The organism is Hyphomicrobium sp. DY-1 (assembly GCF_047497105.1).
In the GTDB taxonomy this organism is placed as follows: domain Bacteria; phylum Pseudomonadota; class Alphaproteobacteria; order Rhizobiales; family Hyphomicrobiaceae; genus Hyphomicrobium_B.
Genome location: NZ_CP134870.1, coordinates 2756320 through 2774228, shown reverse-complemented (window position 1 = coordinate 2774228; position 17909 = coordinate 2756320). Strand labels below are relative to the sequence as shown.

The 17909-nt window shown below is 59.5% G+C and carries 19 protein-coding genes; 7 read left to right on the top strand and 12 right to left on the bottom strand.

Annotated elements, in window-relative coordinates:
• From RLW41_RS13135 to RLW41_RS13110, 6 genes are all read right to left on the bottom strand, one after another.
• Positions 1 to 744, bottom strand: a complete 744-nt coding sequence (locus tag RLW41_RS13135) for a CpaD family pilus assembly protein (protein WP_414461713.1) — start codon at positions 742 to 744, stop codon at positions 1 to 3.
• A 17-nt stretch (positions 745 to 761) separates the two neighbouring features.
• Positions 762 to 2384 (bottom strand): type II and III secretion system protein family protein, encoded by a 1623-nt coding sequence (locus RLW41_RS13130; protein ID WP_409562136.1) that lies wholly within the window; start codon positions 2382 to 2384, stop codon positions 762 to 764.
• A 38-nt stretch (positions 2385 to 2422) separates the two neighbouring features.
• On the bottom strand, positions 2423 to 3223 hold the full coding sequence (cpaB, locus tag RLW41_RS13125) for a Flp pilus assembly protein CpaB (protein WP_414461712.1): 801 nt from the start codon (positions 3221 to 3223) through the stop codon (positions 2423 to 2425).
• A gap of 176 nt (positions 3224 to 3399) precedes the next feature.
• Positions 3400 to 3909, bottom strand: a complete 510-nt coding sequence (locus tag RLW41_RS13120; RefSeq protein ID WP_414461711.1) for a prepilin peptidase — start codon at positions 3907 to 3909, stop codon at positions 3400 to 3402.
• A 90-nt stretch (positions 3910 to 3999) separates the two neighbouring features.
• Positions 4000 to 4179: a Flp family type IVb pilin gene (locus RLW41_RS13115; RefSeq protein ID WP_414461710.1), complete on the bottom strand. Its 180-nt coding sequence runs from the start codon at positions 4177 to 4179 to the stop codon at positions 4000 to 4002.
• A 119-nt stretch (positions 4180 to 4298) separates the two neighbouring features.
• The gene (locus RLW41_RS13110) at positions 4299 to 4475 is read right to left on the bottom strand and encodes a Flp family type IVb pilin (protein ID WP_414461709.1); all 177 of its coding nucleotides are present in this window, start codon (positions 4473 to 4475) and stop codon (positions 4299 to 4301) included.
• Positions 4476 to 5039: 564 nt separating this feature from the next.
• Between RLW41_RS13110 and RLW41_RS13105 the strand changes: the two genes are divergently transcribed.
• The 4 genes from RLW41_RS13105 (at position 5040) to RLW41_RS13090 (ending at position 7871) form a co-directional block, all read left to right on the top strand.
• On the top strand, positions 5040 to 5546 hold the full coding sequence (locus RLW41_RS13105; RefSeq protein WP_414461708.1) for a pilus assembly protein N-terminal domain-containing protein: 507 nt from the start codon (positions 5040 to 5042) through the stop codon (positions 5544 to 5546).
• A 129-nt stretch (positions 5547 to 5675) separates the two neighbouring features.
• The gene (locus RLW41_RS13100) at positions 5676 to 6305 is read left to right on the top strand and encodes a TadE/TadG family type IV pilus assembly protein (protein ID WP_414461707.1); all 630 of its coding nucleotides are present in this window, start codon (positions 5676 to 5678) and stop codon (positions 6303 to 6305) included.
• A 1-nt stretch (position 6306) separates the two neighbouring features.
• The gene (locus RLW41_RS13095) at positions 6307 to 6972 is read left to right on the top strand and encodes a TadE/TadG family type IV pilus assembly protein (RefSeq protein WP_414461706.1); all 666 of its coding nucleotides are present in this window, start codon (positions 6307 to 6309) and stop codon (positions 6970 to 6972) included.
• Positions 6973 to 7259: 287 nt separating this feature from the next.
• A complete protein-coding gene (locus tag RLW41_RS13090; protein ID WP_013946250.1) occupies positions 7260 to 7871 on the top strand; it encodes a TetR/AcrR family transcriptional regulator in 612 nt (203 codons plus the stop codon).
• Here the strand turns inward: RLW41_RS13090 and RLW41_RS13085 are convergent.
• A complete protein-coding gene (locus RLW41_RS13085) occupies positions 7837 to 8811 on the bottom strand; it encodes a metal-dependent hydrolase (protein WP_414461705.1) in 975 nt (324 codons plus the stop codon). The genes RLW41_RS13090 and RLW41_RS13085 overlap by 35 nt on opposite strands.
• A 238-nt stretch (positions 8812 to 9049) precedes the next feature.
• On the opposite strand from RLW41_RS13085, the gene RLW41_RS13080 reads away from it, so the two are divergent.
• A complete protein-coding gene (locus RLW41_RS13080; protein ID WP_414461704.1) occupies positions 9050 to 9967 on the top strand; it encodes a cation diffusion facilitator family transporter in 918 nt (305 codons plus the stop codon).
• A 52-nt stretch (positions 9968 to 10019) separates the two neighbouring features.
• On the opposite strand, the gene rimO is transcribed toward RLW41_RS13080, so the two are convergent.
• Complete coding sequence (gene rimO / locus RLW41_RS13075) at positions 10020 to 11414, bottom strand: 30S ribosomal protein S12 methylthiotransferase RimO (protein ID WP_414461703.1); 1395 nt, start codon at positions 11412 to 11414, stop codon at positions 10020 to 10022.
• Between the two features lie 71 nt (positions 11415 to 11485).
• On the opposite strand from rimO, the gene RLW41_RS13070 reads away from it, so the two are divergent.
• Together RLW41_RS13070 and RLW41_RS13065 are read left to right on the top strand one after the other, a co-directional pair.
• Positions 11486 to 12517, top strand: coding sequence for an XdhC family protein (locus tag RLW41_RS13070; protein ID WP_414461702.1), 1032 nt, complete (start codon positions 11486 to 11488; stop codon positions 12515 to 12517).
• Positions 12514 to 13125 (top strand): nucleotidyltransferase family protein, encoded by a 612-nt coding sequence (locus RLW41_RS13065; RefSeq protein WP_414461701.1) that lies wholly within the window; start codon positions 12514 to 12516, stop codon positions 13123 to 13125. The genes RLW41_RS13070 and RLW41_RS13065 overlap by 4 nt, the downstream gene beginning before the upstream one ends.
• Here the strand turns inward: RLW41_RS13065 and RLW41_RS13060 are convergent.
• From RLW41_RS13060 to RLW41_RS13045, 4 genes are read right to left on the bottom strand one after another with little or no spacing between them, the layout of a single operon-like run.
• Positions 13104 to 14219: a DUF1513 domain-containing protein gene (locus tag RLW41_RS13060; protein ID WP_414461700.1), complete on the bottom strand. Its 1116-nt coding sequence runs from the start codon at positions 14217 to 14219 to the stop codon at positions 13104 to 13106. The genes RLW41_RS13065 and RLW41_RS13060 overlap by 22 nt on opposite strands.
• A complete protein-coding gene (locus RLW41_RS13055) occupies positions 14200 to 15273 on the bottom strand; it encodes an imelysin family protein (RefSeq protein WP_414461699.1) in 1074 nt (357 codons plus the stop codon). Before RLW41_RS13055 ends, RLW41_RS13060 begins: the two co-directional genes overlap by 20 nt.
• Entirely contained in the window at positions 15270 to 16439 is a 1170-nt protein-coding gene (locus tag RLW41_RS13050) for a di-heme oxidoredictase family protein (protein WP_414461698.1), read from the bottom strand. The genes RLW41_RS13055 and RLW41_RS13050 overlap by 4 nt, the downstream gene beginning before the upstream one ends.
• Complete coding sequence (locus RLW41_RS13045) at positions 16436 to 17887, bottom strand: multicopper oxidase family protein (RefSeq protein ID WP_409562120.1); 1452 nt, start codon at positions 17885 to 17887, stop codon at positions 16436 to 16438. Before RLW41_RS13045 ends, RLW41_RS13050 begins: the two co-directional genes overlap by 4 nt.
• Positions 17888 to 17909 lie beyond the last annotated feature (22 nt).

Genomic DNA, 17909 nt, shown 5'->3' with positions numbered 1-17909 from the left:
TCACTGGCCGCTGGTGACACTCTGGACGGTCTGAGCCTCGGCGGCTGCCCCGACGGCTTCACCCTTCACGTATTTTTCGTACATGTCGTCGCGGCGGTTGGAATCGCGGCTCGTCATCGTACGCGGTCCGAGCAGATCGGCCGGATTGGCGACCATCACCGCCAAGTTGCGCTGCGCCGCGCAGCCCATGTTCGGATAAGGCGTGTTCTGATAAGCCCGCGCCAGGTTCTCAGACCAGTCCTGCCCGCAATTCGGCGCTTCCGCGATATAGCGCATATACGACAGCCGCACCGGCGCATCGCGGCCATAAGCCGGGTACGCCTCGACCGCGATCGTCGTCTCCGAATAACCTGTATCAATAAGAAGCTTGCGCGCTTCATCCGCGGCCTGCATCGAAGCGCTTTCGTTCGACGCGCCACTTGGTGCCGAGATAACGATACGGCTGTTACCGGCATCGGACGCCCGGCTGCGGCTGGAGAATTCGAGCACGCGCGCCCGCTGCGCTGGCGTCAAGCCATCGGCGTTCCGCGAGATATGCAGGCTGAGGGTCGCGGGCTGTTGCGAAACCAGAATCGGGTGGCGCTGCTCGGGATCGACGAGCGTCCAGCCCGCAACTTGCGGTCCCGTGACGCCATCATGCTGACAGCCGCCCGCAACGATGGACAGCAGTGCGATCGTGACGATCCTGCCCATATCGGTCCGCAATCTCTTCGGGCCGCCGGCACTCGTGCTTTTCATCTGCATGACGCGTCTTGCCCCAATTATTCGACGATAAAGCCGTAGTCACCTTTGAGCCCGCCGGACGGCATGGCTTCGCTCTTGCCGTAGATCCGGTTCAGGTGACCCAGAAAGTCTGCCTTGAGATCGGTCGCCGGCGCCAAACCATCCGCAGGCGTTGCAAGCTGCTGACGCGAGACCGGCTGCACGACATAGGGCGTCACGATCACGACCAGCTCCGATTCCTGGTTCTGGAAGTCGCGACTGCGAAACAGCGTGCCAAGGATCGGAATGTCTTTTGCGCCTGGCAGCCCGTCGATGTTCTGCTGCGTCTTGGTGCTGATGAGACCGGCAAGCGCCAAGGAACCGCCCGACGGCAACTCGACGACCGTCTTGGCCTGGCGCGTATCGAACACTGGGTTGTTGGCGATGAACTGCGAGATATCGCTGACGCTGGTATCGATCTTGAGACTGATGCGACCTTCGGAAAGAACGACCGGTGTGAAGCTCAGCTGCACGCCGAACTTCTTGAAAGCCACCGAGCTGACGCCCGACTGCGTGTCGATACCCGTGACGTAAGGAACCTCGCCGCCCGCCAGAAACTCAGCCGGTTCGCCCGAAATCGCTGTCAGGTTGGGCTCGGCCAGCGTACGGATCAGACCGTCGCGTTCGAGCGCACGGATCGCAGCCTGGACTCGGTTGTTTCCGCTCCCCCACGACGACGTAGCACCGCTATTTTGATATGTACCGCCAGCGCCGGTATTGATATTGCAAAGGCTACCCACCGCACAGCCGGTCGACGCTCCCGTTCCGATACCAATCTGAGGCATCGCGCCCAACCCCTGCGCAACTGTAATTGGCAGCGAGTTCTCAGTTAAGAGCGCCGTCGCGAAACTGCCGGACTGGATCATGGCGCCGACGTTGACACCCATCTGCTTGAGCAGCGTGCGCTGAACTTCTGCAACCGTGACCTTGAGCATAACCTGCTCTTCGGCCTCGACCGTCAGCATGTTGATGACAGATTCCTTGATCTGGTTCGTCTGCCCTTCAGCCAGCGAAACGCCTTCCTTGGTATTCGCCGAAAAGCTCCGCAGCTGCTGCGAGATGAATTGTCCGGCGATGTCGCCCGCACGCGTCGAGTCAATCGGGCTCTTGACGGTCCCGGTCAGGATCACGGTCTGGTTCAGCATTTCGACCTTGATCCGGCCCCCGGTTATGATGCGGTTCAGAAGCGATTCCAGTCCTGCCGTCTCGCGCGCAACATAAAGTTCCATAGTCGCGAATTGATTGCCGGACGTGTCGAAGAAGAAGGCATTGGCTTCGCCCATGTCTTTCGCCAGCAGAAAAACGCGGTTCGAGCTCAGCACCACGGCATCGACGACAGCCGGGTTGGAAACCATCACGTCGCGAACCGGCCGCGGGAACTCCAAGAGAACCGACTTGCCCATTCCGATCTTTATGCTCTTACGGATCGGACCTCCGGTATCCTGGATGCGGATAAACGACTGGTGATCCGCCCCCGAAACATCGTCGTCGTAAGACTGGTCGCCGCCCCGTTGAGCCTGCGCAGATGCGGGCGATAAATTCGCGCACAACATCCCGACGCCGACAAGCAGCGCGACGGCGCGCACCGCGGCGCGCCACGAAAATTCTAGAGTAATGCGCATGAGGTCTTACCTTATGACGACCACTGACTTTTGATGACTCAGTTCACGCCATACACACGCGATTTCGCGCCGTAACGTACGATACGCACGGAATTCTCTTTCGGCCGGCTGAGGCCCGCACCCGATCCCGTCGGATCCGAATTCAGATCGGCGACGCTGCGCAGCGAGAGGGTGATGTCCCCCATCGTATTTGCAAGCGCCATCATTTCGGACTGACGTGGCGTCAGCTCGAGCGTTGCCGTGCTCGCCGAGCTTTCGGCGACCATCTTGCCTTCTTTGGTCTGGATCTGCTGTCCGATCGCGAGCACCCGAACGTTGCGAAACAGCGTATCAGCGACGCTCTGGTCATCGTTGTTGCGACCTCGCACGCGCCGGATCAGGATGACGTCGACGTGATCGTTCGGCAGGATCAAGCTGCCCGCCGCGGTTTCCGCGCGGATCTTCGTCGATATGGCGCGCATGCCTTGAGGAAGAATGGCAGCGAGGACGCCGCCATCGCCGGGCTTGATCAGCTTTTGCTTCGTAATCGGCTCACCCGCGAGGATCGGCGCTCGCGCAACCGATCCGGCAAGTCGCTTCAAGATGTCAGCTCCGGCCGTTTTTTGGTTCAGATAGTCGGGCGACACAGCGCTTTTCGGCCACGTCATCCAGCGGAAGCTGCCTTCGTTGACGATGTCACCAACAGGAATATTCCTGCCCGCAACGAGCACCTTTGTGCTGTCGACATGCTTCTCGACGGTAATGGGAGCGGGCGGCTGCAGAAGAGCGCCCGCGACATAATAAGCGAGCCCCGCGGCAACGAGTGCCACTGAAAAACCGATAAGCTGAGCCCGCTTCATACGCCCCGCAAGTCCCTTCGCGAACGAACGTGATTCCTTCGCCCGACGATGGCCCGACAATCGTCAATTTGAAGTTAACCGCCGTCTCGAACTGGGGCGCGGAGGCAATTTGTTGTAGAGACAGTTATCGAAGCGTAAACGGCATTGCGCCGGGCGTTGCTCTGACGCCTATGCGCTTACGACATCAGCGACAGGAAAAGATCCGTGCTCGGGAACACGGCAAGCGCACCTGCCGCGATCGCGATGCCATAAGGGACTGGACCCTTTTCGGTGTGCAGCCGATGCGCCCAGCCGGGAAGCGCGAGGGCCGTGGCCGGGACCCATCGGCGATAAGCCAGGATGGCGAGGCACAGCACACCGCCGAAGATCGTCGTCAACAGCAAATAGTCGATGATGTGCGCCGCGCCGATCCAAAGCGCACCGGCCGCGATCAATTTGGCATCACCGCCGCCGAGCAGATTGAACGCAAAAAGGCTGAACGTCACCGCAAGGACGGCAAATCCGACCGCCAAATTCATGCCGAACACGTCTAGCGGCATGCGGGTCAGAAGCGCAATGACGACAAATCCGGAAACCAGTGCCATCGGAATACGATTGGGGATTTTCATCGTGAGAAGGTCGTTCGCCGCTGCAAACGCCATCGCCACGGGGAAAACCATCAGAACGACAGAAGCCAATGAATTCATACGCCAAAGACCCGATTACAGACCGCAATGGCGGGAAGCCTGCCCGAACAGGGTAAAAGTCGACCTAATATCCAGAAGCCTGGCACAGCTTTATTGGCGCGCCAAATTAAGCTGCGTACCAACGTTATTGAAAGTGCCCTGAAGGGTTCCGGAAATCTGCGTCAGACCTGCCACCATGCAGACACTGATGATCACCGCAATCAGTGCATATTCGATTGCGGTCGCGCCTTCATCGTCGGCACAGAGCCTCAACAGTTTGGCTTTAAGCATCGCTTAGCTCGCTTTCCATTTGCGGCGCGCCCGCCCTAAAAACGCATCACCACGTCTCAAAAAAATGCGCCCGGAGAAATACTCTCCGGGCGCGATAAACGCTGATAAGCGTCACGGAATTAGTTGCCGTTCGCGGTATTGAGCTGCGTGGCGACACCCTCGAACGTCGTCTGCAGAGAGCCACGAACCTGGCTCAGAGCGGCAATGATGCCGACAGCGACGATGGCAGCGATAAGGCCATATTCGATAGCCGTTGCGCCCGACTCGTCCTTCACGAAACGCGAAAACATGTTCATTCGTACTCTCCCAAACCAATCTTCAAGTAGTTGTCCGATCCATGTCCCATTGGGTCTCCGCCCAAACTGGGAACTTTCGGAAACATAGTCCTGAAAAATTAAAGCCGAGTAAAATAGGCGAATTTCGCCATAAATCTCCATTAATACACGATTATCCAAGTTAACATCAGCAGTATTAAAGAAATAAGCGACGAAATACACTAAAATAAACCGTTACCATTTCGAAAATGGGCGTCACAAAGCGCATAGCGCACAAGTATTTATGGGTTAATACTAGATTTATCGAATGATATACTAAAAGAACAAGAATGAGAAATTCTGCCGGTTCCGCACCGTGTCCGGACCGCCGCGCCTGTGCATCTGGCAAGCCAGTATCTTAACTCGAACAAGCACTGCCGGGCCACGAGAGTCGATACGAACAAATTTATCGATTGGCAGAGCTTCGCTTTGACGCCGCCGACCGTACCTCCTCCAGGCTTAGGCCGCTCTGAGACGGACGTTTGCACATCCTTCACCAATTTCTGGGGTAATGGCGCAATTCCTCACGAACCCGGATTCCGTCAGATGCTGACAAACGCCAGAACAACCACCGTCTCCTCCCAAGTGAGGAGCATTGTGCTCGGCATCGGCGTCTCATTTCTCTTCGCGATGCCGGCAACGGCCGCCGATCTGATCGTCCGCTATGATCAATCGCAGTTGCTTCGGCTGCCGCGCCCCGCTTCCGAAATCATCGTCGGCAATCCGTCGATCGCGGACGTCGCTTTGCAGGACGGCAACCTGCTCGTCGTGACGGGTAAGACCTTCGGCATCACCAACATCATTGCGCTCGACACCGACCACAACATTATTCAGGACCAGCGCGTGATGGTCGAGCGCGACGACAGCCGTATCGTCAATCTCCATAAAGGAAGCGAGCGCTTTACATATGCGTGCACGCCGAACTGCGAACCGACACTGACGATTGGCGATGAGAAGGACTTCTTCAAAGACGTGGAGTCCGCAAACTCATCGAAGATCAAATTCTCGTCCGGCACATCGGACCAAGGCAACAACGCCAACAACGCGCAATAGCGAACGGAAGCGGCATCTCGGCAACGCCTTCTTAACCGATAAAGAAAGACCACCTTTCGATAAATGCCGTCTTAATCTTCCGCAGTTTAGCTCTTCGCAAAATATGATCGCGATGCGGAGCTCCAACCCATGGCAGGCCTGGCAACGGCCAGACGACGGCCGTCTTTGAGATTTGCGAGCCTACGCCGCTTTAGTCGCGACGACCGGGGCGCAACCGCAGTCGAATTCGCCATCCTCCTTACACCGTTCCTGATGTTCGTCTTCGCACTGATCGGCTGCGCGCTTTACTTCTTTGTTTCCAATACCCTCGAACGCGGCATGGATCAGACGAGCCGGCTGATCCGCACTGGCGAAGCCGTCAACAACAAGATGACCGTTGCTCAATTCAAGAAGACAATCTGCGATAGCGCCGGCGGTTGGATCAAATGCGACAAGCTTCAGGTCTGGGCCCAAAGCTGGACCGACTGGGGTGCCATTGGAACGAACAATCCGACGGACGACACTGGTTTCAACTCCAACGGAATACACCGCTGCGTCGATGCAAACAACACGGCGAGCGTGAACAATCGTAATCCGGGAGATCTCATCGCTACCTATACCGGTGGCGCCAGCAACGTCGTGGTCGTGACGACCTGCTACCAATGGGAATACGCATCAAAAATTCCGTTCCTCCATTTGGGCAACATGCAGGACGGAACGATGATGATCCAGTCGTCTACGGCATTCCGGACTGAGCCGTTTCCGGGAACGGGCAGCTGACATGCGCAAGCTTTGGACATCCTCGCTGTCGGCAAAATTTCGCGTCTTCCGCACCGATGTCGCGGGCGTCGCCGCGATCGAATTCGCATTGCTCGTGCCCCTACTCTTAATGATGACCTTCGGCACGATCGAGCTGTCGCGCGCCCTGATGATCCATAAGCGCTTCCAGCGTGCAACGGCGATGGTTGGCGACCTCGTCACGCGCGAAAAGCAGCTTTGGCCGGAAGATGAAGCCGAGGCAAACGTAACGACAACGGATGCCAAGAATACTCTTGCGGGCATCATGCAGTCCGTCGCGCACGCGATGGAACCATACAGCGTCACGCCGCTGTCGCTTCGTGTCTACCAAGTTTGGGCCAAACTCGATGCGCCGAAGCAAACGAAAATCGAATGGTCTTACCAGTATCCCACCGGCGCTACGGTCGGATGCGGAGATTCTAAGACGATCGCCGAGAACGTGCTGGTCGGCAATGGACGCGCCGTTTTCATCGAGGCCACATACACGTACACGCCCATCCTCTCTAACCTGCTGCCCAGCGTCATTCGGCAGTCAACATGGTCAGATACGATGGTCATGACGCCCCGCGATGTTCCCTCTGTCATGTTTCTGCCAGGCCTGAACAACAACAATACGTGGGATAATCCCTCGAAAGCCGCTTGCCAGTGACGTCTCCCAGCCCTTTTTGCGGCAAATAACAAAATTTTGTTCAGCGCTGGCCAACGTTCACATTTGCGATATAATCAGCATGCTGATGTTATAAAACCCTGACACAGCATGTCTTTGCGGATCGATAAATCATTCTATTCCCTTGGGAAATAAACATAATTTCCCCGAAAGAAATTCACCTCTAGGATTTCAAACTCCGAGTTCTATATTTCCTTGTGCTGTTATAAACGTAAGTTAAAGTCCACCTTACGAAAATGTAAACACTGTTTGGGGATCGTAGGAAACCTATGGGACGGAGATCCGTTCACTCGCCGGAAGAATTGAGACAGCTTATTCTTGATGCGTCTCAGACCATTGTAGAACGCAATGGAATTACTGGTCTTTCGGCTCGCGAAATTGCGCGAATGATTGGTTATTCGCCAGGCACGCTCTATAACATCTTCGAGAACCTCGATGATGTTTTGCTGACTCTCCAGGTTCAACTGATGGGCCGCACGGTCGAGCACCTGAAACGTGTGCCCCTCGGACAAGACGGTGAAAAGAACATCGAAGACTTGTCGTACGCCTACGTCGACTTCGCGCTGGTCAATCGGCGGATGTGGAACCTATTCCTGGCCCACAATCTCCCGGCCGGAAAAACAGTCCCGGCGCCCTTCCATGACTATACAAACAGCCTTGTCGAAGTCGTCAAAGGCGCGCTTGCCCAGGTCGCACCAAACCTGTCGACCGAGGATCTCGATACGACGGCGCGCTCTTTCTTGGCCGGCCTGAATGGCATCACGGCCTTCGCCGCCACTGAGAAGGGCGTCTACATCACTCCAGCAACGGCCCAGACTTACGCCAAGGATCTCACCTCGACGTTCCTCAAGGGCTTGCGCTGCCGCTCGGCCCACCAGTAACGGCGGCCGGGGCTACGGCCGGAGCTGAAACCGCTGCAGGCGTCTGCGACGCGGGAAGAGGTGTAGTCGCCTCCCCTGCGCCGCCGCGGGCCTGCTGTGCCGCCGAATGATCTGCCGCCGCGCCCGTGCCGCTCGCTGGTTGAGAGGTGGCTGGCTGGGCGGCGATTGATCCCGTCGTCATCCCTTCGCCCGCCACCGGCTTGCGAGACGCGAAATGCGGCCCCTCGATAACGCCGAACCATTTGCCTGTCGGCAGCAACCGCTGCTCAAGGCCCGACCACATGTCGTGCGAGCTGAGCCCGTGAACGAACGTGCTCGTCTGCGGCGATAGCATGATCGCGAGCGCCGTCGCTGCCGCCATCCCCGCCGACGCATAGAGATGTCGGCGATCGAACAGCTTCAGCGCCGTCCCGAACGAAGACTTGATGCGGGTATCCATGACGTCGACCGAGTATATCTCATCGAGCGTCAGATGCGTGATGTAGCCCACGAACATGAACGCCGCCGCCAGCCACGACACGCCCTCCGGCTTTCCCAGAAGATGGCGAAACACGATCGCCGTCGCCACCGCACAGAAAACAGCAGCCAGGATCGAGTGCCAGATACCGCGATGAACGGCCATGCGATGGAAGATCGTATGCAGCCCGTAGCGCACAAGAAGCAATGTGCCGAGCCAAAGCAGCCAAAGCTCTGCAATCGAATAATGTGTCGCGGCGTTAAACAAGACCGCGAAGGACGCAAAAATAGCGAGTCCGGCGAACATCGCGCGGCTCGGCCGCGAGTCCTTGAGGTCGATATCCGGCAACACCGATCCGAGCGCACCGGCCAGTGTCACCGCCACGAGGTTTTGCGGCGCCACGACGTCGGCCGCGAGCGTCAGCGTCGCCAGCGCGCCGGAAACGACGGTGCCGATCGCAATGTGTGTCGTGAAATTCGCCATTGGGGTGCTCCAGCCCGCTCGCAGCCGAAATACCGGGCTGAGAGATTCGGCAGTCGATAATGCGACTATTGGAGCATCAGATTCTCGTCTTCCCGACGAGATGCCCGGCCGGCCCGCATGTGGATAAGCCGCCGCAGCCTCCATTCTTATACCGCTCGGGCGACGAGTCCGGCTCTGCGGTAGCGCCCACCGATGGAATGTGCGACTAGGTCACGACATCAGCGAAACCAATGCTCACATGTCTACGAACAGCACCCCGACCAGCAACAAAATCACGAAGGTTGCAGCCGCAAACATAGCCGTGGCTCTGGTGGTGATATGTCTGAAGTACGCCGCTTACGTCGTCTCCGGCTCCGTCGCGTTGTACTCAGACGCACTCGAAAGCATTGTCAACGTCATAACGGCGGTGGCCGCCTACGTCGCCATCTGGATGAGCGCGAAGCCGCCGGACTCGGACCATCCGTTCGGCCATTCCAAGGCTGAATTTCTTGCCGCGATGTTCGAAGGCGCGATGATTGCCGTCGCAGCCGTGCTGATCATGATCAAGGCTTACAACGGTCTCGTTGAAGGCGTGACGCTCGAACATTCGGTGCTCGGTCTCTCGATCAACAGCTTCGCGACCATCATCAACGCGATCTGGGCCGGGGTGATGATCAAATGGGGTACGCAATGGCGCTCTCCCGCGCTTGTTGCCGATGGCCATCATCTCTTCACCGACGTCATCACATCGGTCGGTGTGGTCATTGCGCTCATCCTGGCGCTGATGACGGGCTTGTACATTCTCGACCCGCTGATTGCGGCCGTTGTCGCGGTCAACATTCTGATGATGGGCTATCGCATCGCGACCGAATCAATGTCGCGCCTGATGGACCAAGCCGCGAGCCCCGAAATTGAGGCGCGTATTCGCGGCGCCATCGAAGCGAACGGTATTGGCGCGCTTCAGGCGCACGACATTCGCACCCGCCAAGCGGGCCGCGCCCTGTTCATTGAGTTTCATCTTGTTGTGCCGGGCTCGATGACCGTCGATGACGCGCATGCAATCTGCGACCGCCTCGAAAACTCCATCGAGAAAAGCATCGAAGGCTCGGAAGTCGTGATCCACGTCGAGCCGGAATACAAAGCGAAGCCGGAAGATTCCGGCGCAGTGCCGCTTTAGAACTTTTTCGTCATTCTCGATCGAGCGTCAGCGAAGATCGGGAATCCAGCCGTTAAACCACCCGCTCGCCCCAGAGGTCGTATTCGTCGGCCTCAATGATGTTCGCCTTGACGATATCGCCGGGCCGCACATCGCCATCACCGTTGAGAAACACGTTGCCGTCGATCTCCGGCGCGTCCCATTTCGAGCGACCGATAGCGCCGTCCTCGTCAACCTCGTCGATGATGACGTCGATCGTCGTGCCGACTTTGCCGCGAAGCAATTCGCCGCTGACCTCTTTCTGCGCTTCCATGAAGCGATGCCAGCGCTCGTCTTTCAGTTCTTCCGGAACTGCGCCTTCGATCTCGTTCGCCTGAGCGCCTTCAACCGCTTCATACTTGAAACATCCGGCGCGGTTGATCTTCGCTTCCTTCAGCCAATCGAGCAGAAACGCGAAATCGTCTTCGGTCTCACCGGGAAAGCCGACGATGAACGTCGAGCGGATCGCAAGATCAGGGCAGACATCCCGCCAGCGCCGAATCCTCTCTGCCGTCTTCTCCTGCGAGGCCGGACGCCGCATCTTCTTCAATACGGCCGGAGACGCATGCTGAAACGGAATGTCGAGGTACGGCAAAATCTTGCCCTCGGCCATCAGCGGAATGACGTCATCGACGTGCGGATAAGGATAGACGTAGTGCATCCGGACCCACGCACCGAGGTCGCCCAGCGCGCGCGACAGATCAAGAAAGCGCGCCTTGAGCTGACCGCCCTTCCAGGCACTCTCTTGATATTTAAGATCGAGGCCGTACGCACTGGTGTCCTGGCTAATGACGAGTAGCTCTTTCACGCCCGCATTCACCAGCCGCTCCGCTTCCGTCATCACGTGGTTCGCGGGGCGGCTCGCAAGATCGCCCCGCAATGACGGGATGATACAGAACGTGCAGCGGTTGTTGCAGCCTTCCGAAATCTTCAGATACGCGTAGTGGCGCGGCGTCAGCCGCAAACCTTCCGGCGGCACGAGATCGACATAAGGATCGTGCAGCGGAGGCACCGCGTCGTGAACGGCTTCGACGACCTGCTCGTATTGATGCGGTCCCGTTACCGCCAGCACGCCCGGATGCGCCTCGCGAATGCGCCCTTCCTCGGCGCCGAAGCACCCTGTCACGATCACCCGGCCGTTGCCGTTCATCGCTTCGCCGATAGCGTCGAGGCTCTCCTGCTTGGCGGAATCGAGGAAGCCGCAGGTATTGACCACGACAACGTCTGCGCCCGAATACTCGCGCGCGATCGCGTAGCCTTCCGAGCGAAGCTTGGTAATAATGCGCTCGCTATCGACCAGCGCCTTCGGGCATCCGAGCGACACAAAGCCGACCTTGGGGGTGCGCGCTTGCTCAGCCGTCGCGCCATGCGCCAGCCGCCGCACCTTCGCACTTGCCTTCGCCTTGATCTTTAGAGAGGGTCTCGCCATCTTCGGGCTTCTAGCCTCGGGACTTCCGAAGCGCAATCGCGACACTGTGGCAACCAGTTGAAGATACCCCCGTGACCGATCTCAAGACCGCTGAAACGCCTCAAAAATCCGACGCCCCGAAGACCAATCCTCGGGCGGCAGCAAGGGCTTGGCTCGAAGCCGGACGCCCCGTCGCCATTGCGACTGTCATCGACACTTGGGGGTCGGCCCCCGTCCGCGCCGGCGGACAGATGGTTATCGCCGGCGAGGATGAGTTCCAGGGCTCCGTGTCGGGCGGGTGCGTCGAAGCCGATGTCATCGCCGCCGGGATGGACGTCATCGAGACCGGCAAACCCGACACGCTGAGCTTCGGGATAGCCGACGAAACAGCCTGGCGCGCAGGCCTGGCATGCGGCGGCAAGATCCGCGTCCACGTCAGCAAGCTCGAACCTAAAACCGATCTCGACTTTCTGAAAAAACTCGACAGTGCCGCCGCCGCTCGCGAGCCCGTCGTCGTGATGACGCGCCTCGCCGACGGCGCGAGGCAAATCTATGACGGCACAAGCACAACCGATCCCGCCATCTCCGAAGCCATCCGCCGCGCCCATAGCGGCGTCGACAAAAGCGGTGAAACGTTTCTCCATGCCCTGACGCCGCCGCCGCGCATCGTCATCGTCGGCGCGACCCACATCGGCCAGCACCTGGCGACGATGGCGACCGCTTCGGGCTACGATGTGAAGGTGATCGACCCGCGCACGGCCTTCGCGAATGCCACGCGTTTCGACCCGTCGCAGCTCATCGCGGGCTGGCCGGAGGATTGTTTTAGAAAGCTCACCGCCGATCCGTTTTCCGCCGTCGTCACGCTCACTCACGTCGACCACATCGACGACGAAGCCCTGTCCATCGCGCTCAAGTCGCCGTGCCGCTACATCGGCGCACTCGGCTCGCGCAGAACACACGCTAAACGCGTCGACCGCCTGAAGGCCGCGGGCTTCACCGACGACGATATTGCGCGCATACACGCGCCGGTCGGCCTCAATATCGAAGCCGAAACGCCGGGCGAAATCGCAACCTCGATCCTGGCGCAGATCATCTCGGCGTTCCGCAAAGCGCCTGACGCGTGACCGTCTCGGCTGTCATCCTGGCCGCTGGACGCTCATCCCGCTTCGAAGATGGCCACAAGCTGTTGGTCGAAATCGACGGCATTCCCGTTGTCCGCCGCGTTTGCCAGGCGCTGGCAGCATCCGACGCTGCCGACATCGTGCTGGTGACTTCGGAAGCAAATAGAGCTGTTGCAAAGGCCGCCGGACCAGGGCGCTGGAGCGTTGCCGAAAATCCCGACGCTCGCGATGGCCTCTCGACGTCGCTACGCATCGGCCTGAAAAGCATCTCGCAAGACGCCGACGGCCTGCTCGTTGCATTGGCCGACATGCCCGCCATTTCGACGGAGCTGGTGAATGCGCTTGTTTCGGCGTTCCTATCCAACTCGGCCACGATTGTCTTTCCCGTCGCGAGCGACGGCCGCAGGGGGCACCCGATCCTCTGGCCAAAATCGCTTTTTCCGGAACTCATGACCGTCACGGGCGACAGCGGCGGCAAGGCGATCCTCACCTCGCATCAAGCACTTTGGCGACCCGTACCGTGCGACGACGAAGGCGCCTTTGCCGACATCGACACCCGAGCCGACCTTGAGGCTTTCAAAGCCCGCGATCAGGCGATGCGCCGCAAGTGATTGTCGAACGCGATGTCCTGCAGCGCGCGCTCTGAAATCGTGCTCGCTTGCGCCGTCTCGTAGCGAATGATGCCGAAGCCCGACGACGCAGCGAAATCCCGCGTGCCTTCCGCCGCAAGCCCGCACACATCCTTGAGATTGCTGCGCCCGATGACGGTCGCCGTCTCGGTATCGACGTAGAGCACGTGCCCAGCCTTCGGCGCACTAGCCGCAATGAAGCGGCCGTCATTGCTCACCGCCATGGCGCCGATATAGCCCTTGAGGTCGTCGCCGCCCTTGCCTTGCGGTTCGAGAAGCTTGAACGGCCGATCGAGCCCGACGCTGCCCACGATCTGCGGCGGCGTCTCGCTTGGGCTGCCCTCCCATTGGCCGCCGAACCAGACGACGCCCTTCGCGTCCTGCGTCACGTGCCGGATCGACAGTGATTGCACGTCGCCCGTCATCTCATGTTTCGATAAAAGCTTGCCGCTTTCCGCATGGACGAACGTCAGCGACGGCTGCATCGAATCGACGTTGAGATTTTCGCGTCCCGCCTCGGGTGTCGTATCGAGACCGCCGTTTCCGCACGCGATCGTCTTACCGTCAGCCAGCAGCATGATCTCGTGCGGCCCCATGCCGAACGTGGAGTGCTCGCCGATCTTCTTGAAGCTACGCGCCACATCATAAATGCCGATCACGCCCACGCCGGTCGCAATGTCGTTCTCTGATGCATAAAGCAATCGCCCATCCTGCGAGAACGAGCCATGCCCGAAGTAGTGGCGGCCTTCGCCCGGCGTAAATACATGCGGTGGCGTTGCGTCGTTGAGCTCGAAAGAAACCGCGAACGCGCCAGGTCGCCGAGCAAACACCACAACACGCCCCGACGTCTGGTCGACAGCAATGTCGTGTCCACGCGCCGACAGCGGCACTTCGCGCAAGATCGCCCCATCAGCGCTGAGCAGCAGAATTCCAAACGAACCGTCGGCAAGGCGCGCTGCCGTAACGTAAGCCGCGCTTGTTCCCGCCGCCGCGAATTCCGGTCGAAGTGCCGTCGCGCCGACAAACGCCAGCGTACCGAGCAACACCTGCCTGCGATCAATCGCCATCAAGCTCATTGAAGCCTACCGTCAGTTTGGCCGCCACCGACAGCCTGTTTGCGACCATGTTGCGCAATCCATTCGTGCGATCGAACACTTCCCGAAGCGTCGGCGCATCCTCGCGCTTGGCGTGGGGCATATGCCCGCCGACGCCATCGCTCGATTCGAGCGTGCGCCATGTTCCCAGCGCCCAATCCTTCATCCAAAGACGATCGGGCGGCAGCCAGCTTTCGAGATTGAGGACATCGTAAAGCTGATGCAACGACGCGACGCTCGCCGCATAATAGGCTTTCTGCAATCCCGATTTATCGTAGGGCGGCGTCAGCCGGACCTTGGCATCGATCTGCGGCTTCACCTGCAGATCGGCCGTCAACCCTAAGCCGACGATCAATGCCTTGACGACTTCAACAGCCGCCTCACTATCGCTTTTGTACGTGTCGTTCGCGGGGCCTGGATGCAGCATCTTATCGGCCCAGCCGTCCGGCTTCTTCCAGCCCTCGGCCACTTCCGTCGCGAGGCTTGTGACATTGACAGCAATCGCATGCGCCACAAGGCACCGGTAACGCGCGGCATCGGCTGGCCCCAGTGGCACATTCTTATCGTGCATCAGCGTTTCGAGCGCCGGAAGCCCCTGCACAGCCGCACTCTGTTTGCGAATGGCGCCCGGCTGCGCAATCGTTTCATCCTTGTTCAAAAGCAACAGCCGCATCTGCCGGGCAACGAACCCGCGCGGATCGGGCCAGAATGAAATCTGCTCGCGCCGCCCCTTTTCGAGCATTGGGCCGAAGCGCAGGAAATCGACACCCGCATAGGCGATAACGGCCTTGTCGAAGCGCTCTTGGAGCGCTTTTTCGGCTTCCGGCGAGCCCGTCTTGCAAGCATCTTCGACGGCTTCCGGCAACGGCGCGGTTGCAGCCCTCAGCGCATCGATGTGCGGGATGATGTATTGTTCGATTGCAGCCTTCACCATGCCCGCATGGCTCAGCGGTTCAGGAGGCAGATCGGCGCTGACTGCCTCCGTCGCAAATGCCAAAAACGCCAGCACCGCGATCATGACTTTTCGTACCATCATAGCCCATTCACATAATCGACAAGCCGCTTCTTGTCGTCGACCTTCAAGGCCTCAAAAAGATTACGGCTGTGTTCCGCTTCTCCACCGTGCCGCTCGATCGCGTCTTCAACCGTTGCAGCCGAACCGTCGTGAAGATAGCGCCGGTCTTCGGGCCGCAAACGGCCATTGATTAACGGCGCCGTCCGCCATTCGAACGATTTCACGCCCGGCTCTCCGACATGGTCATCGAGCCCTGGACCCATATCGTGAAGCAAAAGATCGGTGAAGGCCGGAATTTGCCGCCCGTCGCGCGCCGTTAACGCCGGGACATGGCATGCCGCACACCCCGTCGAAGTAAATAGCGCCAAAGCCTCGGTCACGGGCCGGGCGCGAAGAGATTTCAGATAACTTGCGACGACACCGATCATCGGCGACGAAAGCTCGCGCCCCTCGAACGCCGGACTTTCGCCGTTCGGCGCGGACAGACAGGCCGTCTCAGCCGTCGTGCAGTCTCCATACGGCAACGGGAACAGCGGGCTCGAGAGCCCGATATCGAACGCGAACGCACGCGCGATCTGCTCGTCGATCGAAACGTGCGCCGCTTTCCAGCCATAACGGCCGATGCCGTGCGGCGTGACGTTGGCGCGGCCTTTAACAGGGCCACCGCTCTTCGCGTTGGCGGCGGCGCGCTTTACGATCTCTTCGTCCGGCACGTCATCGAACTTGGCCTTGCCGAACAACTGCGGAGCAAGACGAACGCCCGCATGCACGCCCTCCCCGAGCGGCGGCCCATTCAGGTTGTAGCTAAGGTGCGGCAGAAATCGTGCGCTGCCCTCGGGTTTCAATCCTGGGATCGCGTTGGTTTGCAGTTCAAGACCGTAATAAGAATCTGTGGTGCCGTCGGCGGTGCCGAAGCGAACGACGGCGCCAGCGATGTCCGGTTTGCCATCATCGCGCACGACCACATGCGCGCCGTCCGCGCGGGCATGACAGCCCGTGCATGACCGCGACGCAAACAGCGGCCCAAGACCATCGGTTCCGTTCGTAGAAGACGGCGCCGGAATCCACTGCCGGTCGAACAGCGCTTTGCCGACGGCAGCATCGAGCGGGTCGGCGCAACCGGCATCGGGCAGCAACATTCCAGCGAACAATGCCAGCACCGATAGGGCCTGCAACCGCCGCGTCATACGACCTCGATGTACCCCATCATGCCCGTCTCCTGATGTTCGAGGATATGGCAATGGAACATCCATTTTCCCGGAAGGCCCGCAACCAATCCGACCTGGATGCGCTCGTTCGGGATCAGCAGCACCGTATCGCAACGGAAGCGCGGAAGCTTCCGTTTACTTGAATTCAAAACTTCAAATGTGTGTCCATGGATATGGATCGGATGCGATCGCGGCGTCGTATTATCGAGTTCGAAGATATAGCTTTGCCCGGATTTCAGCACCGCGAGCGGCGGCCCGAGATCGCGATGATCCTGCCCTGGCCACGCGCGCTTGTTGATCGCCCAGAACGTCCGCTTCGTCAGACAGAGCGGCCCAAGCTCGATGCCGGGACCGGCGCCGATATCCGCGATGGCCTGTCCTGTTGGCGTCGCTGAAAACTCGAACGGAACGATTTGCGCGTTCGCTTCGTCGAGTTTCGGAAACGGCATCACCTTGAGCGGCGTCGGCTCGAACGCGTCCGAGCGTTTCGGCGGGCCTTCCGATTTGAACTCGGCAAGCACGAACGGTTCTTTCGCGAAGTAATCATAGAGCTTAATCGACCCGCCGGGCGCTGCCGTGCGCAACAGAATATCGACACGCATCGCGGTGCCGAGACGCCAGGATTCGAACGTCATCGGCGGCAGGCCGTTGCCATCGATGGCGATGATCGCAGCTTGCGCATCTTCAAAACCGATTTCGGAAATGCGCATCGGATCGAGGTTGTAGAACCGGATACGAACATTCGCCGACGATGGCACCGTGATCACCGGCGAGGTCGCACCATTGACGGACCGGATCGTTCCCGGCGTTCCGCCTTTGGCTGCGCCCTCGTCCGTCGAGAACGGAAGAAATTTGCCGTCGGGTCCGATGCGCCAGTCTTTGGCAAGCAGCACGTATTCCGCATCCGCCGGCTCGATCTCGTCACCTTCGACGATCAGTGCGCCAACCAATCCGCGCCCGAAGTGCTCCACCGAATTGCAGTGCGTGTGAAAGAAGAACGAGCCCGTGTCCGGCGGCACGAATGAATACCGTCCCTCGCCGCCCGGCGGTATCGGCTGCTGTGTCAGATACGGAACGCCATCTTCCGCGTTCGGAATTCGAAGCCCATGCCAATGGATCGAGGCGACCTCGCCATTGCGCGGCAGATGGTTTCGGAAAACCGTATCGAGCCGCTCGCCGAGCTTGACCCGCACGATCGGAAACGTCGGGCCGGCTTCGAACGTCCAGAGCGGCAGCGTCTTGCCGCCGAAACATGGTAATGCCGTCGGCCGCTCTGCGAGATCGAGCGCAAGCGACTTGACGCCGTGCGCGATCGGCTTGGCGATGACCTCTTTTGCCTGAACCTTCCGCCCGGGGGCGACAAACCCCACCCCCGCGCTCGCGGTGAAGGCTGCGGCTCCGAGCATGAGGTCGCGACGCGTTACCATGCGTGCACCCTTTCAGCTCGCA

What these genes read in the sequence shown, in the direction of transcription:
- RLW41_RS13135 (WP_414461713.1), bottom strand. Translation starts at nt 744, where the DNA reads ATGCAGATGAAAAGCACGAGTGCCGGCGGCCCGAAGAGATTGCGGACC.
- RLW41_RS13130 (WP_409562136.1), bottom strand. Translation starts at nt 2,384, where the DNA reads ATGCGCATTACTCTAGAATTTTCGTGGCGCGCCGCGGTGCGCGCCGTC.
- cpaB (WP_414461712.1), bottom strand. Translation starts at nt 3,223, where the DNA reads ATGAAGCGGGCTCAGCTTATCGGTTTTTCAGTGGCACTCGTTGCCGCG.
- RLW41_RS13120 (WP_414461711.1), bottom strand. Translation starts at nt 3,909, where the DNA reads ATGAATTCATTGGCTTCTGTCGTTCTGATGGTTTTCCCCGTGGCGATG.
- RLW41_RS13115 (WP_414461710.1), bottom strand. Translation starts at nt 4,179, where the DNA reads ATGCTTAAAGCCAAACTGTTGAGGCTCTGTGCCGACGATGAAGGCGCG.
- RLW41_RS13110 (WP_414461709.1), bottom strand. Translation starts at nt 4,475, where the DNA reads ATGAACATGTTTTCGCGTTTCGTGAAGGACGAGTCGGGCGCAACGGCT.
- RLW41_RS13105 (WP_414461708.1), top strand. Translation starts at nt 5,040, where the DNA reads ATGCTGACAAACGCCAGAACAACCACCGTCTCCTCCCAAGTGAGGAGC.
- RLW41_RS13100 (WP_414461707.1), top strand. Translation starts at nt 5,676, where the DNA reads ATGGCAGGCCTGGCAACGGCCAGACGACGGCCGTCTTTGAGATTTGCG.
- RLW41_RS13095 (WP_414461706.1), top strand. Translation starts at nt 6,307, where the DNA reads ATGCGCAAGCTTTGGACATCCTCGCTGTCGGCAAAATTTCGCGTCTTC.
- RLW41_RS13090 (WP_013946250.1), top strand. Translation starts at nt 7,260, where the DNA reads ATGGGACGGAGATCCGTTCACTCGCCGGAAGAATTGAGACAGCTTATT.
- RLW41_RS13085 (WP_414461705.1), bottom strand. Translation starts at nt 8,811, where the DNA reads ATGGCGAATTTCACGACACACATTGCGATCGGCACCGTCGTTTCCGGC.
- RLW41_RS13080 (WP_414461704.1), top strand. Translation starts at nt 9,050, where the DNA reads ATGTCTACGAACAGCACCCCGACCAGCAACAAAATCACGAAGGTTGCA.
- rimO (WP_414461703.1), bottom strand. Translation starts at nt 11,414, where the DNA reads ATGGCGAGACCCTCTCTAAAGATCAAGGCGAAGGCAAGTGCGAAGGTG.
- RLW41_RS13060 (WP_414461700.1), bottom strand. Translation starts at nt 14,219, where the DNA reads ATGAGCTTGATGGCGATTGATCGCAGGCAGGTGTTGCTCGGTACGCTG.
- RLW41_RS13055 (WP_414461699.1), bottom strand. Translation starts at nt 15,273, where the DNA reads ATGATGGTACGAAAAGTCATGATCGCGGTGCTGGCGTTTTTGGCATTT.
- RLW41_RS13050 (WP_414461698.1), bottom strand. Translation starts at nt 16,439, where the DNA reads ATGACGCGGCGGTTGCAGGCCCTATCGGTGCTGGCATTGTTCGCTGGA.
- RLW41_RS13045 (WP_409562120.1), bottom strand. Translation starts at nt 17,887, where the DNA reads ATGGTAACGCGTCGCGACCTCATGCTCGGAGCCGCAGCCTTCACCGCG.